At 62.5% G+C, this 18,941-nt stretch carries 23 protein-coding genes and 1 pseudogene; 17 read left to right on the top strand and 7 right to left on the bottom strand.

Annotated features, from left to right (window positions below; all coding sequences use genetic code 11):
• Positions 1-49 precede the first annotated feature (49 nt).
• The 3 genes from EJ070_RS26105 to EJ070_RS26095 all read left to right on the top strand — a co-directional run bounded on the left by EJ070_RS26105 (position 50) and on the right by EJ070_RS26095 (position 1,755).
• A complete protein-coding gene (locus EJ070_RS26105) occupies positions 50-355 on the top strand; it encodes a PepSY domain-containing protein (RefSeq protein WP_348639599.1) in 306 nt (101 codons plus the stop codon).
• Positions 356-593: 238 nt separating this feature from the next.
• Complete coding sequence (locus EJ070_RS26100; RefSeq protein ID WP_245464678.1) at positions 594-1,178, top strand: hypothetical protein; 585 nt, start codon at positions 594-596, stop codon at positions 1,176-1,178.
• A gap of 106 nt (positions 1,179-1,284) precedes the next feature.
• Complete coding sequence (locus EJ070_RS26095) at positions 1,285-1,755, top strand: hypothetical protein (RefSeq protein WP_126093939.1); 471 nt, start codon at positions 1,285-1,287, stop codon at positions 1,753-1,755.
• Here EJ070_RS26095 and EJ070_RS26090 read toward each other — a convergent pair.
• Positions 1,747-3,618, bottom strand: a complete 1,872-nt coding sequence (locus tag EJ070_RS26090) for a murein L,D-transpeptidase (protein ID WP_126093938.1) — start codon at positions 3,616-3,618, stop codon at positions 1,747-1,749. The two genes, EJ070_RS26095 and EJ070_RS26090, sit on opposite strands and share 9 nt — an antisense overlap.
• A 397-nt stretch (positions 3,619-4,015) precedes the next feature.
• On the opposite strand from EJ070_RS26090, the gene EJ070_RS26085 reads away from it, so the two are divergent.
• The gene (locus EJ070_RS26085; RefSeq protein ID WP_126093937.1) at positions 4,016-4,417 is read left to right on the top strand and encodes a rhodanese-like domain-containing protein; all 402 of its coding nucleotides are present in this window, start codon (positions 4,016-4,018) and stop codon (positions 4,415-4,417) included.
• Between the two features lie 37 nt (positions 4,418-4,454).
• On the opposite strand, the gene EJ070_RS26080 is transcribed toward EJ070_RS26085, so the two are convergent.
• Positions 4,455-5,363 (bottom strand): alpha/beta hydrolase, encoded by a 909-nt coding sequence (locus EJ070_RS26080; RefSeq protein WP_126093936.1) that lies wholly within the window; start codon positions 5,361-5,363, stop codon positions 4,455-4,457.
• A 47-nt stretch (positions 5,364-5,410) separates the two neighbouring features.
• Between EJ070_RS26080 and EJ070_RS26075 the strand changes: the two genes are divergently transcribed.
• Complete coding sequence (locus EJ070_RS26075; RefSeq protein WP_126093935.1) at positions 5,411-5,863, top strand: MarR family transcriptional regulator; 453 nt, start codon at positions 5,411-5,413, stop codon at positions 5,861-5,863.
• A gap of 13 nt (positions 5,864-5,876) precedes the next feature.
• Here the strand turns inward: EJ070_RS26075 and EJ070_RS26070 are convergent, their stop codons facing one another.
• A complete protein-coding gene (locus tag EJ070_RS26070; protein ID WP_126093934.1) occupies positions 5,877-6,488 on the bottom strand; it encodes a pyridoxamine 5'-phosphate oxidase family protein in 612 nt (203 codons plus the stop codon).
• Between the two features lie 89 nt (positions 6,489-6,577).
• The gene (locus tag EJ070_RS26065; protein WP_126093933.1) at positions 6,578-6,931 is read right to left on the bottom strand and encodes a DUF971 domain-containing protein; all 354 of its coding nucleotides are present in this window, start codon (positions 6,929-6,931) and stop codon (positions 6,578-6,580) included.
• Positions 6,932-7,126: 195 nt separating this feature from the next.
• Between EJ070_RS26065 and moaA the strand changes: the two genes are divergently transcribed.
• Positions 7,127-8,122, top strand: a complete 996-nt coding sequence (gene moaA, locus EJ070_RS26060; protein WP_126093932.1) for a GTP 3',8-cyclase MoaA — start codon at positions 7,127-7,129, stop codon at positions 8,120-8,122.
• A gap of 157 nt (positions 8,123-8,279) precedes the next feature.
• On the opposite strand, the gene EJ070_RS26055 is transcribed toward moaA, so the two are convergent.
• Positions 8,280-8,606, bottom strand: coding sequence for a hypothetical protein (locus EJ070_RS26055; RefSeq protein ID WP_245464677.1), 327 nt, complete (start codon positions 8,604-8,606; stop codon positions 8,280-8,282).
• 239 nt (positions 8,607-8,845) lie between these two features.
• Between EJ070_RS26055 and EJ070_RS26050 the strand changes: the two genes are divergently transcribed.
• The 10 genes from EJ070_RS26050 (at position 8,846) to EJ070_RS26005 (ending at position 16,129) form a co-directional block, all read left to right on the top strand.
• Positions 8,846-9,154 (top strand): hypothetical protein, encoded by a 309-nt coding sequence (locus EJ070_RS26050; RefSeq protein WP_126093931.1) that lies wholly within the window; start codon positions 8,846-8,848, stop codon positions 9,152-9,154.
• 115 nt (positions 9,155-9,269) lie between these two features.
• Entirely contained in the window at positions 9,270-10,190 is a 921-nt protein-coding gene (locus tag EJ070_RS26045; RefSeq protein WP_126093930.1) for a DMT family transporter, read from the top strand.
• Between the two features lie 5 nt (positions 10,191-10,195).
• Positions 10,196-10,828, top strand: a complete 633-nt coding sequence (gene mobA, locus EJ070_RS26040; protein WP_126093929.1) for a molybdenum cofactor guanylyltransferase MobA — start codon at positions 10,196-10,198, stop codon at positions 10,826-10,828.
• Entirely contained in the window at positions 10,825-11,340 is a 516-nt protein-coding gene (gene mobB / locus EJ070_RS26035; protein WP_126093928.1) for a molybdopterin-guanine dinucleotide biosynthesis protein B, read from the top strand. The genes mobA and mobB overlap by 4 nt, the downstream gene beginning before the upstream one ends.
• Positions 11,341-11,491: 151 nt before the next feature.
• The gene (locus tag EJ070_RS26030) at positions 11,492-12,277 is read left to right on the top strand and encodes an ABC transporter substrate-binding protein (RefSeq protein ID WP_126093927.1); all 786 of its coding nucleotides are present in this window, start codon (positions 11,492-11,494) and stop codon (positions 12,275-12,277) included.
• Positions 12,278-12,355: 78 nt separating this feature from the next.
• Complete coding sequence (locus EJ070_RS26025) at positions 12,356-13,072, top strand: ABC transporter permease (RefSeq protein ID WP_126093926.1); 717 nt, start codon at positions 12,356-12,358, stop codon at positions 13,070-13,072.
• Positions 13,069-13,893 carry an ABC transporter permease gene (locus EJ070_RS26020; protein WP_126093925.1) on the top strand — a complete coding sequence of 275 codons (825 nt, stop codon included), beginning with the start codon at positions 13,069-13,071 and terminating at the stop codon, positions 13,891-13,893. Before EJ070_RS26025 ends, EJ070_RS26020 begins: the two co-directional genes overlap by 4 nt.
• 117 nt (positions 13,894-14,010) lie before the next feature.
• Entirely contained in the window at positions 14,011-14,880 is an 870-nt protein-coding gene (locus EJ070_RS26015) for an NAD(P)-dependent oxidoreductase (protein WP_126093924.1), read from the top strand.
• A gap of 6 nt (positions 14,881-14,886) precedes the next feature.
• The gene (locus EJ070_RS26010) at positions 14,887-15,591 is read left to right on the top strand and encodes a DNA alkylation repair protein (protein WP_126093923.1); all 705 of its coding nucleotides are present in this window, start codon (positions 14,887-14,889) and stop codon (positions 15,589-15,591) included.
• Positions 15,551-16,129, top strand: coding sequence for a GNAT family N-acetyltransferase (locus tag EJ070_RS26005; protein WP_126093922.1), 579 nt, complete (start codon positions 15,551-15,553; stop codon positions 16,127-16,129). The genes EJ070_RS26010 and EJ070_RS26005 overlap by 41 nt, the downstream gene beginning before the upstream one ends.
• Positions 16,130-16,172: 43 nt before the next feature.
• Here the strand turns inward: EJ070_RS26005 and EJ070_RS26000 are convergent, their stop codons facing one another.
• Positions 16,173-17,525 (bottom strand): hypothetical protein, encoded by a 1,353-nt coding sequence (locus EJ070_RS26000; protein WP_126095907.1) that lies wholly within the window; start codon positions 17,523-17,525, stop codon positions 16,173-16,175.
• Between the two features lie 252 nt (positions 17,526-17,777).
• Here EJ070_RS26000 and EJ070_RS25995 point away from each other — a divergent pair.
• A pseudogene (locus EJ070_RS25995) lies at positions 17,778-18,344 on the top strand (DUF3299 domain-containing protein).
• Between the two features lie 22 nt (positions 18,345-18,366).
• Here the strand turns inward: EJ070_RS25995 and EJ070_RS25990 are convergent.
• Positions 18,367-18,858 (bottom strand): Lrp/AsnC family transcriptional regulator, encoded by a 492-nt coding sequence (locus tag EJ070_RS25990; RefSeq protein WP_126093921.1) that lies wholly within the window; start codon positions 18,856-18,858, stop codon positions 18,367-18,369.
• Positions 18,859-18,941: the final 83 nt, after the last annotated feature.

Genomic DNA, 18,941 nt, shown 5'->3' with positions numbered 1-18,941 from the left:
GTCCGTGGAGCAGGCATTATCCGAGCGTGGCGGAACCAACCCGGCTGGGATGCGAATTTTTCAGCGCACTCATGCCAACACGAGATTGAGGGCAGTCATGCGCGCTGTTGTTTTGGCAACCAGTATTGCGTTTTTCCTTATCGGCGGGCCGGCTTTCGCGGCGGAGGAGCAAGCGGTGCCGCCGCAAAATGCCAAGAAACTCTCGGAAATCGTCGCCAAGGTCGAGAAGCGGAACGACTTCCGCTACATAAAGGAGGTCGGCTGGAGTAGCGACGGCTATACCGTCATCTACTACACGACCGACAAGGCCAAGGTCGAAATCACCTATGATCCGGTGACCGGCGAGCCGAAGTAAGGCGGATCGCTTTCCGTTTTCCAGTCATTCCGTATCGTCGGCTTTCCGCGTAGATTGATGCTTCTAAGCCGACGGTCTGGAGCAAGAAATGCGTCTCCCCATTCGAGCGATCTCTCGGCTCGTGCCTGTGTTGATCCTAAGCCTGTCAGGCCTGGGGCCTGCGTTGGCAGACGGGCCATCCTTCGATTGCCGGAAGGCTGAATTGCCCAGCGAGAAGGCAATATGCGCGGACGCGCAGATGTCGGCGATCGATGTGCTGGTCGCCAAGGCCCTCAGCGGCTTCGAGCCTGCCTTCGGCGGTGACAAGCGCAAGATCGCCAGACAATTGGCTGCGGACCGGAATGCCTGCAAGGCGGACGCCGCCTGCATCGTCAGCGCCCAGAACAACGCGCTGCAGACTTATGGCTCGGCGCCCTCCTGGGTTGAGGAGTACAATATCGCCTTGATCGGCAAGAAGGCGCTTGATCTGGCGGCGCGAACACCCAGGCCGGTGGACCAGCCCCTTCCCTCTTCGATCGGGAGATGCGGCTTCACCCATATCAAGACGCTGACGGCAAGGCTGGGCGACGACCCGCTGGCAACCGCCAGCCCGGAAGCCGGGAGCGCTGCGACGTTCACCAATGGCGGAGCCGCGGTTTCCTATGACCGTGAGCCGGGGCTGGCGGGTTCCAGAGTCGGCGATCCCGTCGTCATGTGCCTGATCTCGATCCCGCGCGATTGTCCGCAGGGCGATTTGCGCGGCAGGGTCTATTACGGCGTCGATCTCGCCGGCAAAGGCACATGGTCCCTGCCGGACTCGCAGCACTTATGCGGTGGCGCCTGACGACGGCCGCCCGTGGGTAAGCCGCCCCCGCCCATCCGAGACTTGCGTCGACGCATGATTGATGGCTGACTGCGCGCCATGATTGCGGGCACGGGGGTGCATTGCAATGATCGGCTACGTCCTGAAGCGTATCCTTATGGTACTTGCCGGCTATCTGGTGGCGGTGCTCGTCGGATTGATCGCGTTGGTCGTGATCTACGCTGTACTGAGCGCGCTCCCCGACGCGCCCGCCTATTTCGACCTGATGGGCGTGACGCCCATCATGGCGCTCGTGGTGCCGCCTCTCGGCATGTTCGCCTATTTCCTGACGATCGTGGTAACCGGCACGCAGACCCTGGTCTTTGCCTTGATTGCCGAGTTCTTTTCGCTGCGGAGCTTCTGGCTGCACATGCTGTTCGGCGGCGCCGCGGCGACGGCCGGTTTCATCCTGCTCTGGCCGGACGCGCCGGACGATCCGGAACGCTGGGCCGACATGGGCATCATCGCCGGCGCCGGTCTCGTCGCGGGCCTGGTCTATTGGCTGATCGCCGGGCGCGACGCCGGCTTCCGGCGCCCTCTTGTCGAGCGTTCAGGTTGACGGCGCACGCACCGCTTCGGTCGCATCCAGCGCCTGCATCAGCTTGGAATCGCGATCGTAGACGTCGTCGAAATACTCGACCTTGCCGGACATGTCCGGCCACGCTGTGAAATAGGCGACGTAGACCGGGATGACGCGCGTGACATTCTCGGTCGCATGGCCGTGCTTCAGCTTCTCCGCGATGTCGTCGACGGAGGTGCCGAGCACCGCGGCCGCCATGCCGCGCGGATCCTGCAGGCGGATGCAGCCGTGGCTCAGCGCGCGCATGTCGCGCTCGAAGAACGACTTCTGCGGCGTGTCGTGCATGTAGATGGCATGCTTGTTGGGGAAAAGTATCTTCAACTCGCCGAGCGCATTGGCTTCGCTCGGCTGCTGGCGCACGCTAAACGGTACCTTGGCGCCATACGCGCCCCAGTCGACTGCGGCTGACGGAACCCGCTGGCCGCGCGAGTCCGTCACCTCATAGCCGGCGCGGTCGAGATAGCCCGGATCGCTGCGCAGTCTCGGCAGCATCTCGTTGACGATGATCGACTGCGGCACGCCCCAATAGGGATGGAAATCGACCTGCTTGATCTGGTTGTAGAAGAAGGCGGTTTGGTTGGTGACTTTGCCGATGACCACGCGGGTCTTCAGCTTTTCCTCGCCATTGTCGATGTAGCTCGCGGTAAAGGCCGGCTGGTTGATGAAGACGCGCGGGCTGCCGAGGTCGGAGGGGAGCCATCGCAACTCTTCGAGCGCAACCCTCACCTTTTCGATCTTGTCGGCCTTGGATGTTCCGGCAAGCGAAGCGACGGTGCGTGGGCCGATGACGCCGTCGCCCTTCATGCCCGCCCGCTGCTGCACCGCCTTGATCACAGGCGCCAGTTCGGGATCGTAAACCTCGCTGTTGCCGAGCCTGGAAAGGATCTCGCCAAAGTTGCCGCCCATCTCGTCATCGAGATTGCGGGCAATGAGGGTCAAGAGCTTGGGCAGTTCCGGACTGCTTTCGCCGGGCTTGAGCAGCAGCTTCGGATCGACGACGATCTCGTTCTCCTCGCTCGCCTGGAGCGATTCCAGTTCGACGCGCAGCGCCTGGTATTCCGGGTTCTGCGGGTGCCGCGATTCGAGGTAAGTGCGCACCTCCTGGGTATGCGCCAGCGTCTTCAGCACGCCCTCGAGATCGAGCGGCTTGGCCGGGAAATCGTAATAGCCGGTCATGCGGATCGGGTCGACGCGGCCGCTCTGGGCATCATGGGCATAGCGCAGCACGCGCGCCGACAAGGCCATCTCGAAGCGGACCAGATTCTTGATCCGCTCTTCCGGCATTGCGGAAGCCGTGGCCGTCGGGACGTCGACGGAGTAGTCGGCGGGCGTCAGGCCGTAGCTGGCAGCCTCGCCAAGCACCCGCACCGCATCCTGCGCCCTGCTGTTGGGCGAATCTCCTGTCACCCAGATGAAATCCGGATTGGCCGAGTAGTAGGCGATCAGCGCCTTGGCGATATCGGGTTCGGCGAAGAGCTCATAGTCGCTTAGGCCTGCCAGCGCGTCGCGGAACGCGCTTTCGGTCACGGACGGCACAAAGGCAGCGTCCTGCGCGGTCGCGGGCAGCGGAGCCGGCAGCAGCGACTTGAAGTCGACGCGCACGAGCTTGTCGGCCCTGTAGGTGTTGTAGGTCGGGCTGCTGATCCTGGCGCCACCGCCGGTGCCTGGCTGCAGCTTGCGTGGCTTCGGCGGTGGCGGAAATTCACCCTGAGGGTTGTGCCGGATGCCGCCACCGAACAGCATGTCGAACAAGCCCTGCGCGCTTGCTGGCTGCTGACCGAAGGCAAGCGCCGCCGCGATCGCGATCGGCATGACAGCCTTTTTGTTCCCGAGGATTTTCATGCTTCACCCGCACCGGTTGAACCGGGTTCCCGTTCCGCGCCGCTAGACGGTCCCGCCCTCCGCATGGCGGATGTAAGGCGCGACTATACCGATTCATACTGATTTCGTTAAGCTTCCATAAATTTCCACGACCCTGTTGCAGAACAGTTTCACATCCTTGTGAGACTTAAAACGAGCAGGCCGTTCCAAGTGTTCCGACACCCGGGACAATCAGGCGTGGCGTTGCCGACAGGCGAAAAAGTCACATAGGTACGCGGGTGGCGTTTCGAGTGGACTGTCAGCATGAATCACCGGCGGATTCGACGGCCGCCTGTGCGGCAATGGCCAAGGCGTGACAAACAGCGGTCTTTGTGATCGAAATTCCGGCGGCCTCGAGCCACGGCCTGGAGGATGTGCAGTGAAGAAGGGATATCGCGAACTTCTCGACGAGGCGAATGCCGAGATCGAGGTCGTGTCGCCCGAGGAAGCGGCCGGGCTGTTGGAGGATGACGACACCATCTTCATCGATCTGCGCGACCCTCGCGAAGTCGAGCGCGACGGCAAGATTCCCGGCGCCAAGCATGTGACGCGCGGCATGCTCGAATTCTGGATCGATCCCGAAAGCCCTTACCACAAGCCGTTCTTCGCTTCGGGAAAGACCTTCGTCTTCTTCTGCGCCGGCGGCTGGCGCTCGGCGCTCGCCACCAAGACCGCGCAGGACATGGGTCTCACACCGGTCAAGCACATCCTTGGCGGTTACACCGCGTGGAAGGCCGCCGGCCTGCCCGTCGAGCCGGGTCAGAAAAAGAAAGCCGACTGACCGAGTCCCTGTTGCGGGCGGAAAGCTGCTGCCCTTTTCAGTGCAGTGTCGATTCGTGCTGCTCCGTCACGAATCCGACGGCGCGCGCGACGACATCCTTGTCGGCAAGGATGCGGCGGTGGCCGAGTCCTTCGGCCCAATGCAGGCGGACATGATCGCCGGCGCCCGCATACCGCTTTGCGTGGTCGGCGTGGACTTCCCGGTCGTCCGGCGCGTGGATGATCAGTGTCGGCACCGGCGCCTCGGCGAGCTGGCGATCGCCGGTGAATTCGCTGAGCGGCCGTCCCGACAGATGTTGCACCCTGTCCGCCATGGCGACCCGGGAACGTGGCCCGACGTTCATCATACGACTGAAGTCGTCGAAGATCGCCGGCAGCGAGCTCGGAGCAGCGATCAGCACCAGCTTTTTAGCTGCCAGCGGCGGCATGTCTTTCACCGACGCCGCAACCGCGTTGGCGGCGATCGCGCCGCCGAAGGAATGGCCGACCACGGCTGCAAAAGGACCGAACCATTCGCCGGCGACCCGCGCCGCATCCACCGCGTTCACCATGTTGAGATGGCGGCCGAGCGAGTGGCCGTGCCCGGGCAGGTCGAGCGAAACGACCTTGTAGCCTGCCCCGCGAAATCCTTCGATCAGCGCGCGCATATATTCGGTGCGCGAGCGCCAGCCATGGATGACGAGCACGGTGCCGCGAGAGCCCCTGCCCGGCTCCGGCCGGAACTCATGCACCGCAACGCAATTCGTCTTCGTCTTGAGCCGGTGATGACGCGCCTGAGCCATGAAACCGGCAGCGCGCTCGACGGCGCGGCGCTCGCCGTCGCTCAGGGATTTGACGTTTGGCGTGCGGCAGAACAACTCGAACGCGGCGCGGCCGCTGAGACCCGGCGCGACATGCTCGGCGGCACCGAATACGCCTCGGATGACCTTCATTCCAAATGATGCCATATTGGCAGTCCATCCATTCGTTCAAGCATGAACATAATAGTTCAAACATGAACATTAAGCAAGACCTGCCCTGGGACAATCCGCGCTTTCGCAACTGGGTTGCGGTGGCGCGCGCCTGCCATGTGCTGGAGCGCACGCTGGCGACGAAACTCACGCCGCTCGACCTCAAGCCGGCGCAGCTCGACGTGCTGATGAACCTTTACCGCCACCCCGGCATGTCGCAGCACGACCTTGCCCGCAAGCTCCTGGTCGGCCGCTCCAACATCACCATGCTCTTGCCGCAGCTCGAGGCGCGCGGCCTGCTGCGCCGCGAGGGCGACGAAAAGGACAAGCGCGTGCTGCGGCTGAACCTCACGGAAGCCGGCGAAGCCTTGCTGATGCGGGCGCTGAAAGTGCACATGGCGCTGATCGAGAAGGCGATGAGCCAGTCGACGCCGGAACAGTGCGACATGATCGGCGAGCAGATGCGCAAGATCGCCGAAGTGCTCAAGGAAGCCTGACCGGCCCCGTTCCTCACCACATGGTCTTTTTGGCCCGCTCCGGCCATTCCTTGTCGTATGTGGCGCCGTCGATGTTCTTGCGGCTGGTGATCTCGAGGATCTGGCCGGGCGTCGGCAGCGACTTCGGATCGACGTGCTTTGCCGGATTCCAGAGATCGGAGCGCACGATGGCGCGGGCACACTGGAAATAGACGGTGTCGACCGCAACGACGGTGACCGACCGGGCCGGCTTGCCGTCGACCGTGAAGGAGGCGCAAAGCCCGGCATCGGTGGTGATGTGGGCGCGGCCGTTGACGCGCAGCGTCGTGCCGGAGCCGGGCACCAGGAAAAGCAGCCCGACGCGCGGATCGCGAATGATGTTCTTCAGCGAATCGGCACGGTTGTTGCCGCGCCTGTCGGGCATCATCAGCGTTTTCTCATCGACGAGGCGCACGAAGCCGGCAAGATCGCCGCGCGGCGAGCAGTCCAGCCCTTCCGGCCCGCTGGTCGCCAACGCCACGAAGGGCGAGGCCTCGATGAAGGCGGCATATTCGGGGATCACATGGTCGAGTTCCTTGACGATCGAGGCCTCGCCAGGCAGCCCGTAGAGCGCTTCGAGCTGTTCGACCGACGTGATGAGCGACATCTTTTCGCCTCCTGACCTTTTGCCGGCGCTACTCTATGTCCGTGACGCCTTGACGACAGCCGATCGCCAAATTTGGACCTGCGCCCGGGCTAGCGATCGCGGCTGAGCCCCTTCTCGGCCAGTTCGGCGAGATAGGCATTCCAGCGCTCGTCCTTCTCATGGCCGAGCGTGTGGAGATAGTTCCAGGTGAAGATGCCGGTGTCGTGGAAATCGTCGAAGGTGATCCGCACCGCGTAATTGCCGATCGGCTCGATCTTGAGGATCGCGACGTTGCGCTTGCCGGGCACGGTCACCCGCTGTTCAGGCGAATGGCCCTGCACTTCCGCCGAGGGCGAGGCGACGCGCAAAAGCTCCGCCGGCAATTCGAACGGTTGATCCCCGGGAAAAGTCACGGTGAGCAGCCTGCGGTCCTTCGAGACCCTCAGTTCCTTTGGCGCCGTCATGTCTGGTCCTGCGTGAGTCGCGCCCTTCCCTACGCTGCTTTGCGCGACGCTGAAAGGCCATGCAAGGCCGCCGACAGAGAATGTCGGTCGGGGAATGTTACCAAAGATCAAGACCTTCTATCTTGAATGCGCGGTTGGATCGTATCACATAGCTGTATATAACGACGCCGCTCAGGCCATGGGAAACGCTTGCAAATGGACATGATCGACCCCTTCGGTCGCACGATCAGCTATCTGCGCGTGTCGGTTACCGACCGCTGCGATTTCCGCTGCACCTATTGCATGGCCGAGGACATGACCTTCCTGCCGAAGAAGGACCTCTTGTCGCTCGAGGAGCTCGACCGGCTTTGCGGCGTCTTCATCGAAAAGGGCGTGAGAAAGCTCAGGCTGACCGGCGGCGAGCCGCTGGTGCGCAAGAACATCATGCATCTGGTGCGTCAGTTGTCGCGCCATCTCAAGAGCGGCGCGCTTGAAGAGCTGACGCTCACCACCAACGGCTCGCAGCTCTCGCGCTTTGCGGCGGAACTCGCCGACTGTGGGGTCAAGCGCATCAACGTCTCGCTCGACACACTCGATGCCGACAAGTTCCGCCAGATCACCCGCTGGGGCAATCTCGGCAAGGTCATGGAAGGCATCGACGCCGCGCAGGCGGCCGGGCTCAAGGTCAAACTCAACGCGGTGGCGCTACGCGACTTCAACGACGCCGAAATCCCCGAGATGCTGCGCTGGGCGCATGGCCGCGATATGGACCTCACCGTCATCGAAACCATGCCGATGGGCGAGATCGACGCCGACCGCACCGACCAATACCTGCCGCTGTCGCTGCTGCGCGCCTCGCTGGAGCGCCAGTTCACGTTGACCGACATCCCTTATAAGACCGGCGGCCCTGCGCGCTACGTCCAGGTCGCCGAGACCGGTGGCCGGCTCGGCTTCATCACGCCGATGACGCATAATTTCTGCGAGAGCTGCAACCGCGTGAGGCTGACCTGCACAGGCACGCTCTATATGTGCCTCGGCCAGGAAGACGCAGCCGACCTCAGGGCGCCGCTGCGTGCGTCCGAAGGCAACGAGCTGGTCGGCGAAGCCATCGACGAGGCGATCGGGCGCAAGCCGAAGGGCCATGATTTCATCATCGACCGCCGCACCAGCCGTCCCTCGGTATCTCGCCATATGAGCGTCACCGGCGGCTGATTTTTTCCGAAAATTGGTGCAGGATCACCTTTGGTCACTGACCTTGGGGGCACCATGAAGCGTCTTCATCTCATCCAGGGAGCGCCTTTGGCGATCGCCTTGTCGTCGTTGTTTGCAATCGTCACGACAACGGCAATCGCGAAGCCGTTCACCTACGTCAATGCGCGCTTCGGCAGCCTGCCAGGGGATCGTATTTCGCCTTGAGCGAGGAGGGATATTCGATCCAGACGGTGCGGATGACGCCATCCTTTCCGAACAGGCGTCGCTCGTAGAAGACCTTGTCGCCCTTGACGCCGGAGAGCACCGCCCAGTTCTTACCGGTCTTGCCGTAGGTCACCTTGTAGCCGGGTCCGGTGTTCGCCTTTTCGTCGTCGACGAAGCTTTTCGGTGTGTCGTTATCGACGTTGTAGATACCGGAGCAGGTCAGGCTGGCGCCGTCGGCGCTCAGCCATTGTTGCCCGTCGCCGTTTTCAGGCTCAGGCAAGCGGTCGCTGAAAATCTCGTCGGGAAAGGTGCAGGCGGTGGCAAATTCATGCTTTCGCTTGCAATGCTTGGCGTCGTTTCGATGCCGGCAGCCGGCATATGAACTTTCCCCCTTAGAGCGAAAAAATCGCGCTCGAAAGCTAGGCCGGAACAGGTCAGCGGTAAATCGGGCGGAGGCCATTGCGGAAGGTTTATTTGCGGCGTGTCGCCCGAGCTCAAGGCCCGCGCAGGCTTTTGGCGATGGTGGCCCAGTCGATCGGCGGCACCTACACGGTTTCCGGCACCAATTTCGACGGCTCGTCCTACGACGGCGAGGCAACCATCACGCTGACCAGCGAGACGACCTGCACCATCCATTGGGAAACCGGCGGCTCGTCCTCGGACGGCATCTGCATGCGCAACGACAATGCCTTTTCGGCAGGCTATGTGATGGGCAAGGAAATCGGCCTCGTCGTCTACAAGGTAGAGGACGACGGCTCGCTGCACGGGCTCTGGACCATCGCTGGCAAGGATGGCAACGGCACCGAGACGCTGACGCCGAAGAAATAAGGCCCACTGTTTTCCCGAAAGCTGGGCCGCAGCAGATGCTGTGGCCCATTTCTTTGACGTTGCTGTTTCCCACTTGCCTGCTAGAGGCTTGATCCAAGAATAATTGGAAACGCCCTTGCCTCTCTCGCCCAATCTTCGCGGCGCGCTGTTCATGGTCGTGGCCATGATCGGCTTCACGCTCAACGACGCGATCACCAAATTCTCGTCCGAATCGATGAACATGGCGCAGGTCATGTTCGTGCGGGGCGCTTTCGCGTCGCTCTTCGTCGGCCTGCTCGCCTGGCGGCGCGGCGCGCTTGCCGATCCCCGCGCCATGCTGCAGCCGATGGTGGCCGTGCGCGTTGCCGGTGAGGCCGGTGCCACGGTCTCCTTCCTCGTCGCTCTGGCGCACCTGCCGATCGCCAATGTCTCGGCCGTGCTGCAGGCGCTGCCGCTGGCCGTGACGATGGGGGCCGCGCTTTTCTTCGGCGAAGGCGTCGGCTGGCGGCGTTGGCTCGCCATCGCCGTCGGCTTTGCCGGCGTGCTGATCATCGTGCGGCCGGGTTTCGAGGGTTTCAGCGCCTATTCGCTGCTGGCGCTGACGAGCGTCGTCTGTTGCGCCGTGCGCGACCTGGCCACCAAGCGCATCCCGCATGCGATCCCGACCATGCTGGTGTCGACGGCGACGGCGCTGGCCATGACCGTGCTTGGCGCGCTGCTGCTGTCGCCGATGGGCGGCTGGACGCCGATGAGCGCCGACGCGACAGCACTGCTGGCGCTGGCTGCGGTGCTGGTGCTCATCGGCTATCAGTTCATCATCATGGCGATGCGCTCGGGCGACATCTCCTTCATCGCGCCCTTCCGTTACACCGCATTGCTGTGGTCGATCCTGCTCGGCCTCGTCATCTTCGGCGACATCCCCGACCTGCCGATGATCATCGGCGCCGCGATCATCATCGGCTCCGGCCTCTACGCGCTCTATCGCGAGCGCGTCGTCGGCCGGCGGCAGACTGCCGCCGAAAGCGCTGGACCCGACATGGCGCCGGACGGCATATAGGTCCGATGGACCGAAGCGTTGCGGGCATCATCCTGGCGGGAGGCCGGTCGCGCCGGATGGGCGGCGGCGACAAGCCCTTGCTTTCGCTCGGCAAAGCCAGGCTGATCGACCATGTCGCCGCGCGTCTCAAGCCGCAGGTCGGCACGCTTGCGCTCAACGCCAATGGCGACCCCGCGCGATTTGCTGCCATGAACCTTCCGGTGCTCGCCGACACGGTGCCGGGCCATGCCGGCCCGCTGGCCGGCATTCTGACCGGCCTCGAATGGGCGGCGGAGAACGCAGCCTGCCAGTCGCTGGTGAGCGCGGCTGGCGACACGCCGTTCTTCCCCGGCGATCTCGTCGAGCGGCTGACAGCCGCTGCCAGGGAGCGGCCGGGTGCGATCGCGGTCGCCAGTTCCGACGACAGATGGCACCCGACTTTCGCGCTCTGGCCACTTGGCCTCAGCGATGCCCTGCGCCATTTCCTGATCGACGAGGACAATCGCCGCGTCTCGGCCTTCATGGAGCGGCACGGTTTTGTCCAGGTGGAGTTTCCGATGATCGAGGCCGAAGGCCAGCGGATCGACCCGTTCTTCAACATCAACACGCCGGACGACCTTGCGCAGGCCGAACGTCTGTTGCAAAGCCTCCAGCCATGAGACGCGTATTCGGCATCACCGGCTGGAAGAACTCCGGCAAGACGACCCTGACCGAAAAGCTGGTCGCCGAACTGGTCCGCCGCGGCTGGACGGTCTCGACGGTGAAGCATGCCCATCATGACTTCGACATCGACAAGCCTGACACGGACTCCTTCCGTCATCGCCAGGCCGGCGCCATGGAGGTCGCGATCGTTTCCGGCCGGCGCTGGGCGCTGATGCACGAGCTTCGCAACGAGGTCGAGCCGAAGCTGGACGAAATCCTGGCGCGGCTGACGCCTTCCGACATCGTGCTCGTCGAAGGCTACAAGCGCGAAGCGCACAAGAAGATCGAGGCGAGACGGCTGGACGCCAAGGACCGGACACCGCTTTCCGCCAGCGACCCGAACATCGTCGCTGTCGCCGCCGACTTTCCGGTCGAGGGCGAAAACCTGCCTGTCTTCGACCTCGACGATACGAAATCGATAGCCGACTTTATCGAACGCGCCACCAGCCTCGTCACAAAAGGCAAGTAACGCTGCGGCACACGGTGATTGTCGTTTGCTGTTGATTTGCAGTTGCTTTTTTCTTGGAAAGAGTGGGAGTATCCCGCGCAGCGGGCGGTCAAGAAGCTCCGCCCACAAGAGCCGCACGGGACAGCGGCCATGACAATATGAGAGGATTATCATGCGTATTGCACTGCGTATCGCGCTCGCCGCTTCGGCCGCGCTGCTGACACTTGGCGTCGCCCAGGCTCAGGAAAAGACCTTGAGGATCGGCACCGAAGGCGCGTATCCGCCCTTCAACAACCTGACCTCGGACGGCCAATTGGTCGGCTTCGACATCGACATCGCCAAGGCCCTCTGCGACGAAATGAAGGTGAAGTGCACCTTCGTCGCGCAGGACTGGGACGGCATCATCCCGGCGCTCCAGGCCGGCAAGTTCGACGCCATCGTCGCCTCGATGTCGATCACGCCCGAGCGCCAGGAGAAGGTCGACTTCACCCACAAATACTACAACACGCCCTCGGCGATCGCCGTGCCGAAAGATTCGCCGCTCAAGGGCGTGACCAAGGAAGACCTCGCCGGCAAGAATATCGGCGTCGCCACCACGACGACCCATTTCAATTATGCCTCGAAGACCTATACGGACAGCACCATCAAGGGCTATCCGAGCAGCCCCGAGGAGCAAGCCGATCTCGCCAACGGTCGTCTCGACGCTATCGAGGACGATATCGTCGTGCTGCAGCAGTGGCTGGATTCGCCTGACGGCGCCTGCTGCAAGATCCTCGGCCAGCCATCGCCGCAGCCGGTCGAAATCTTCGGACCGGGCGCCGGCATTGCCGTGCGCAAGGGCGAGACCGACCTGGTCAACAAGCTGAATTCCGCGATCGACGCCATCCGCGCCAACGGAAAGTACAAGGAAATCAACGACAAGTACTTCAAGTTCGACGTCTACGGCGCCGAGTCCTGATCATTGCGCTCGGGGCGGTGAGGACCACCTCACCGCCCTTCCTTCATTCCGGGATCGCCACGGAGACACGCCCCGCCAATGCCGGCCCAAAGCATTTGGACACTTCTCAGTTGGGGCCCCGATGGCTGGAGTGACGATATCGCCTCTGGCGTGCTGGTCACGATTGCGCTGGCGCTCGCCACGCTTCCGATCGGCCTGGTGATCGGCTTTTTCGTCGCCTTCGCCAAACAGTCGCAAGAACCATCGCTGCGGCTCGCTGCCAACATCTACACGACCGTCTTTCGCGGCCTGCCCGAGCTGGTGACGCTGTTCCTGTTCTTCTTCGGCATGCCGCTGCTGCTGCAATATGTCGTGCGCCTGTTCGAACCCGAGGCGACGGTCGACGTCAACAGCTTCATTGCCGGCATGATCGTGCTGTCGCTGATCTTCTCGTCCTACGCCAGCGAGGTCTTTCTTTCCGCCTTTCGCGCCATTCCCAAGGGCCAGTATGAGGGCGGCTACGCCATTGGCCTTTCGAAATGGCAGACCATGCGCCTGGTGGTCCTGCCGCAACTGCTGCGCATCGCTTTCCCGGGGCTGGAGAATTGCTGGCTCAGCCTGCTCAAGGACACCTCGCTGGTTTCGGTCGTCAACCTCGCCGAAACCTTGCGCAATGCCGGCGTCGCGGCCCGCGTCACCAAGCATTCCTTCCTGTTCTACAGCGTCGCGGCGCTGGTCTTCCTTGTGCTGGCCATCCTGTCGTCGATCGCGACCGGCTATATCCTGCGCTCGCTCGGGCGGAGGGAAGCGCGATGAGCGTCAGCCAGGCTATCGCCATCGACAAACCGCCGCCGCAGGCGCGCGGCTGGCCGCGCGCGCGCATCGTCGGCTATGCGCTTGTCGGCGTGTGGGCCCTTTTCGGTACCGGCATCGTGGCCTATCTGGTCCACGCCTGGAACGCCGAGTTCTTCGCCAGATACGCGCCGGCCTATCTGCAAGGACTTGGGACCACCCTGTCGCTGGTGGCCATCTCGATGGTGACCGGCGCGATCCTGTCGCTGCCCGTCGCCTATGGACGCATGTCGAAGAACAGGATCCTTTCCGGTCTTGCCTATTGCTACGTCTATTTCTTCCGCGGCACGCCGCTGCTCGTGCAGACCTACCTCGTCTATTACGGCGTCGGCTCCTTTCGGCCCGAACTCGAAACGGTCGGCCTGTGGTGGTTCTTCCGTGAAGCCTTCTACTGCGGCGTCTTTGCCTTCTCGCTCAACACTGCCGCCTACCAGGCCGAAATCCTGCGCGGTGCCATCGAGAGCGTGCCCAGGGGCCAGTGGGAAGGAGCCGCATCGCTCGGCCTGCACAAGCTGCAGACGCTGCGCAAGGTCATCATGCCGCAGGCGATCATCGTGGCGTTGCGACCTTACGGCAACGAGCTCATCCTGATGATCAAGGCTTCGGCAATCGTCGCCATCATCACCGTCTACGACCTGATGGGCAACGCCAAGCTCGCCTATGCAAAATCCTTCGACATCCAGGCCTATATCTGGGTGGCGATCGTTTATCTGGTGATGGTCGAGATCCTGCGCCATGGCGTCGAATGGATCGAGCGCCGGATCACCGTTCACCTCAAACGATAGAGCGCGCATGCGCGTCGGCCTGCACCAGCCGAAGCGGCTCTGCATGCCTTGACGAATTTTTCCCATAGCCTAGACCTTCCGCCACTGAAATCTCCGTTTTGTTGGAAGGCAGGCTTAATGGCATCGGTTGCATTTCTCGGTCTTGGCGTCATGGGCTACCCGATGGCCGGGCATCTCAGGAACAAGGGCGGCCACGACGTCACCGTCTACAACCGCACCACCGCCAAGTCCGAGCAATGGGTCGCCCAGCATGGCGGCAAGCTGGCGCTGACGCCGGCCGAAGCGGCCGAAGGCAAGGACTTCGTTTTCTCCTGCGTCGGCAATGACGACGACCTGCGCTCGGTGACGACCGGCGCCAAGGGCGCCTTTGCCTCGATGAAGAAGGGCTCCGTCTTCATCGACAACACCACGGCTTCGGCCGAAGTTGCGCGCGAATTGGCCGAAGCTGCTGAAAAAGCCGGTTTTTCTTTCCTCGACGCGCCGGTGTCTGGCGGTCAGGCGGGTGCCGAGAACGGCGTTTTGACGGTAATGGTCGGCGGTGAGCAATCGGCCTTCGACAGGGCCAGGCCCGTCATCGACGCCTATGCCCGCATGGTCGGGCTGATGGGGCCGGCCGGCGCCGGCCAGCTCACCAAGATGATCAACCAGATCGCCATCGCCGGGCTTGTGCAGGGGCTGGCCGAGGGCATCCATTTCGGCAAGAAGGCCGGGCTCGATATCGAGAAGGTCATCGAGGTGATCTCCAAGGGCGCTGCCGGCTCCTGGCAGATGGAAAACCGCCACAAGACGATGAATGCCGGCAAATACGATTTCGGCTTCGCCGTCGACTGGATGCGCAAGGATCTCGGCATCTGCCTTGCCGAGGCCAACCGCAACGGCGCCAAGCTGCCGGTGACGGCGCTGATCGACCAGTTCTACAAGGACGTGCAGGATATGGGCGGCAGGCGCTGGGACACGTCCTCGCTGCTGGCGCGCCTGGAAAAATAAACGGCGATGGCCCTTCCCGATCCGAGCTGGAGCGCCCACGACACCGTCGCCCATCTGCGCTCGATCGGCAAACAGGAGAACCTTGTCGGCATGGCGCGCTTCGGCATCAACACCGCGACCGCGCTCGGCATCGGCAATTCCGACCTGCGGCCGCTGGCGCGCAAGCTGAAAAAGAACCACGAGCGCTCGCTGCTTTTGTGGGACACCGGCATCCGCGAGGCGCGATTGATGGCGGCCTTCACCGGCGAGCCGAAGAAGCTCGACATCGGCCAATGCCGGCGCTGGGCCGCCGATTTCGACAGCTGGGAGATCGTCGATACCGTCGCGGACCTGTTCGCGGCGACGCCGTTCTGGCGCGAGTTGATCGACGAATTCGCCGAGGACGAGCGAGAGTTCGTCCGCCGCACCGCCTTTGCCATGCTGGCCTGGGGCGCGGTGCACCTGAAGAAGGAGCCGGACGCGACCTTCCTTGCCTATCTGCCGCTGATCGAAAAGCATGCGGGCGATCCGCGCAACTTCGTCCGCAAGGCGGTGAACTGGGCGCTGCGGCAGATCGGCAAGCGGTCGATGACGCTGCACACCCCTGCCCTAGCGCTTGCCGAGAAACTGGCGGCATCGTCCGACAGCACGGCGCGCTGGATCGGCAGGAACGCCGTCAAGGAACTGACGGATGCCGGACAGCTCGAACGACTCGCCGCCAGAGAAACTTGACCTCGCTTCCATCCGCTTCATCGAGGTGACGCGGGAGACGCGCGGCCGTTTCGAAAACCTGTTCGAGCAGCCGGGCGCGCCGAAATATTGCTGGTGTATGGCCTGGCGCCACTCCAGCCGCGATCACATTGAGAACCACGAGAAGAAGCGCATGATGATGGCGCTGATCGATGAAGGCACGCCGATCGGCATCGTCGCCGAACTCGACGGCAGGATGGTTGGCTGGTGTTCAGTCGCGCCGCGCGAGACCTATCGCAGGCTGTCGAAGCAGCAGGACGACAGCGAGACCGGCGTCTGGTCGATCGTCTGCTTCTATGTGCCGAGGGTCCTGCGAGGCGGCGGGCTGGCTTCCGTACTGCTCGATGCTGCGATCGAGCATGCCTTCGCCAAAGGCGCGCGGACGGTTGAGGCCTATCCGGTCGACGAGGCCGCGCCGAGCTATCGTTTCATGGGTTTTCGCGACAGTTTCGTCGCGCGCGGATTCCATGAGGTCGGCACGGCCGGCACTCGCCGGCATGTGATGCGGCTCACCCGTTGATGCTGGCTCCAATGCATTTGTCGGGACACAGATACGGAACGGGCTACCGCCGCAGATCGCGCACGCCGAGTTCTTTCCACATCCACTCGAAACTGTAAGTCGCCATGGGATGAGTCGGGTCAGGCTGCTTGGCGATCTGATTTTCCATGTATTTCAGCCAGTCGGCGACCTTTTGTCGGCCGGCCGGAGTCTTGGCGGCCTGACGCGGCGTCTTGTTCCCCAACATTTTGACCGGCTGATCGAGAGTTTCCAGATAATGCCGATCCAGGTACTCGTGGACCTTCTGTTCGGCGATTTCGGGGGTGATGCTCGATCCCGACGTTTCGGCGCCGCTACGCGGCTCCTCGGCCATCATCTGTTCGACTGTCCTGATCTCAGTTAATGGCGCCCGGACAAGATCGCCAAGGACCTGTTGGATCAGAGCCGTTCCTCTTGCCGCGCGCGCGGCGGAATTGGCCGACAGATGCAGGAAACGGCCCTTCAACTCGACATTGCCAAGCACGAGCGGACCGTTGTCCATCGTGGTGTCCATAGAAGGAGCGGCCGCCGCTTTTGTTTTGTTGCCGCTTTTCGGGGTCTCCTCCAGCCAGTTCCAGAATTTCGCGTCTGCTTGAGACAAGGCCGGAATATCGTTCAATCGAGCGGCGATATCCTCCTGCCTCACGGCGGACCCGAGGGGAAAGCGAACGTTGTGGAATGCGATCTCGTCACCATCGGTATTCTGCAGCCGAGGCCCCGCGACCCTTCCAAGCGTGTCGAACAACCATGAGAGCGTGAACATGAAAGCTGCCGCCTGCAGCTCGTCGTCTTTGATGGCAGGCAGCTTTTTCGCATTTCTTTTGCCGAACAGGCCCCGCAACCCGTCGAACAATGTTTCCGTGGCCTGAGGGGTAAAGGGCAAGACACCGCCAGCCATGACGTTTTTGCCCATGATGGGTACGATCCGCGCGGCAAGCCTGTCCCACTGCTTCAACGTCTTGGTGGCAGTGCCCTCGCTGACGACGATCGGCTCACCGCCGCGGATAAGGTCGCGTGCCATAAAAGACGTTCCTGGAACGACGTCGCTCACCTCATACAAACTCATGACGGAGGTGCGCAGCGCCACCATATACGCCCTTGATTGCGCGCTTTCCTTCCAGCCTCGGCGCTTCAGATATTCGTCGACCATGTTGGTGGGTTCGCCCTCGAAATCCTGCGTCAGGAAATCCTCGAAAACGCAACCCCAAAGGGCGTTCGTCCAGTGGTCACCGAGGACTTCGGCAAGGTCTTCAAAATCCCCTTCGCCCTCGTCGAGGACCGGGCCGAAATGCTCGTTGAAAACTGCCTCGAAGCATTCGCGCCATTCGTCACGGGCAAGAAATTTCATCAGCCCCCTGAGATCGTGGCTGGTCGGCATGGAACTTCTCCAGATTCTTGCGCGCCGGGCACCGCGCGACGCGGGTTCGCTGCCATTATTTGTCGGGCTATTTTCAGCGTCGCTCCCGCAACCAGGCAAGGCCTGGGCAACGATTTCCCGGTGTTTCTTCCATGCGCCTTTCCGCCAGAGCGTTTCTGCGGCGCCCACCAATTCCATCGGGCCCCCAAAAATGCCTCAGAGATCACGGCAGTTTTACTCGCTCGCAATCATGGACCGACCAGAATGGAGCCAATGAACGACCTTCTCAACACAGGCACGATCATCGCCGCGGTGCTTGGCCTTGCCGTTAGTCAGGCCTCGGCAGAAACCGCGCACATCTTCTGGAAGGATCTGCGCCCCGCGACGCAGGCGGTTGCGGCTGACGCCAACCTGCCAATGATCGCGGCCAAACTGCCCGATCACGGCGAAACATTGTCTCTGAGTCTCCAGGACAAAACCATTCAGCTGGCCGGCTATGCCTTGCCGGTCGATCGCGATGGCGACCTCGTCTACCAGTTCCTGTTGGTGCCATGGACGGGTGCCTGCAGCCACATGCCGACGCCGCCGCCCAACCAGATCGTGCTTGTGACGCCGGCACATCCCTACAAGATGGCGAAGGCCTATCAATCGGTTTCGGTCACCGGCGTGCTGAAGCCCGGCATGTAGAAGAGCCAGCTCTTCATCCTCGACGGCGTCTCGATCGTCCAGTCGGGCTACACGGTGCGCAGAGCCGAAGTGGCAAGCGTCGATACCGTGCCTGACGCGGTCACGCTGCCGGTCAACTCGCCGTGGAATTTCCTCAACAAAAAGAAGAATTAGGCTCTATCGCTTCAGATAACAGTCACGCCGCGTTCGCGCCGGATTCCTTGTCGAGCACCATGTAGTCGAGCGGGATTTCGGTCGTGTACTTGATCTGCTCCATGGCGAAGGACGACGACACGTCGCGGATCTCGATCTTGGCAATCAGCCGCTTGTAGAAGGCGTCGTAGGCAGCGATGTCGGGCACCACCACGCGCAGCAGATAGTCGACGTCGCCGCTCATGCGGTAGAACTCGACCACTTCCGGAAATTCCTGGATGACCTCGGAGAAACGCCGCAGCCATTCATGGCTGTGCGAATTGGTGCGGATCGACACGAAGACGGTGACGCGCACATTCACCCTCTCATGGTCGAGAATGGCCACGCGCCGCTTGATGACGCCCTCTTCCTCGAGCTTCTGGATGCGCCGCCAGCACGGCGTGGTCGACAGGCCGACTTTCTTGGCGACATCGGCGACCGCAAGTGTCGCATCCTCCTGCAGGAGGCGGAGAATTTTTCGGTCAAGGCGGTCCATTGGGAGACTCCAGGGGAATAGTTTCGCTATATTCCCTTTTATCTGGGCCTTTCACAAGAAAGAAATTCTGCCGACGGTGGCAA

The sequence above is a fragment of the Mesorhizobium sp. M1E.F.Ca.ET.045.02.1.1 genome (assembly GCF_003952485.1).
Taxonomy (GTDB): Bacteria; Pseudomonadota; Alphaproteobacteria; order Rhizobiales; family Rhizobiaceae; genus Mesorhizobium.
The sequence above is the reverse complement of the archived record's forward strand: the minus strand, read 5'-3'. Positions and strand labels throughout refer to the sequence as shown.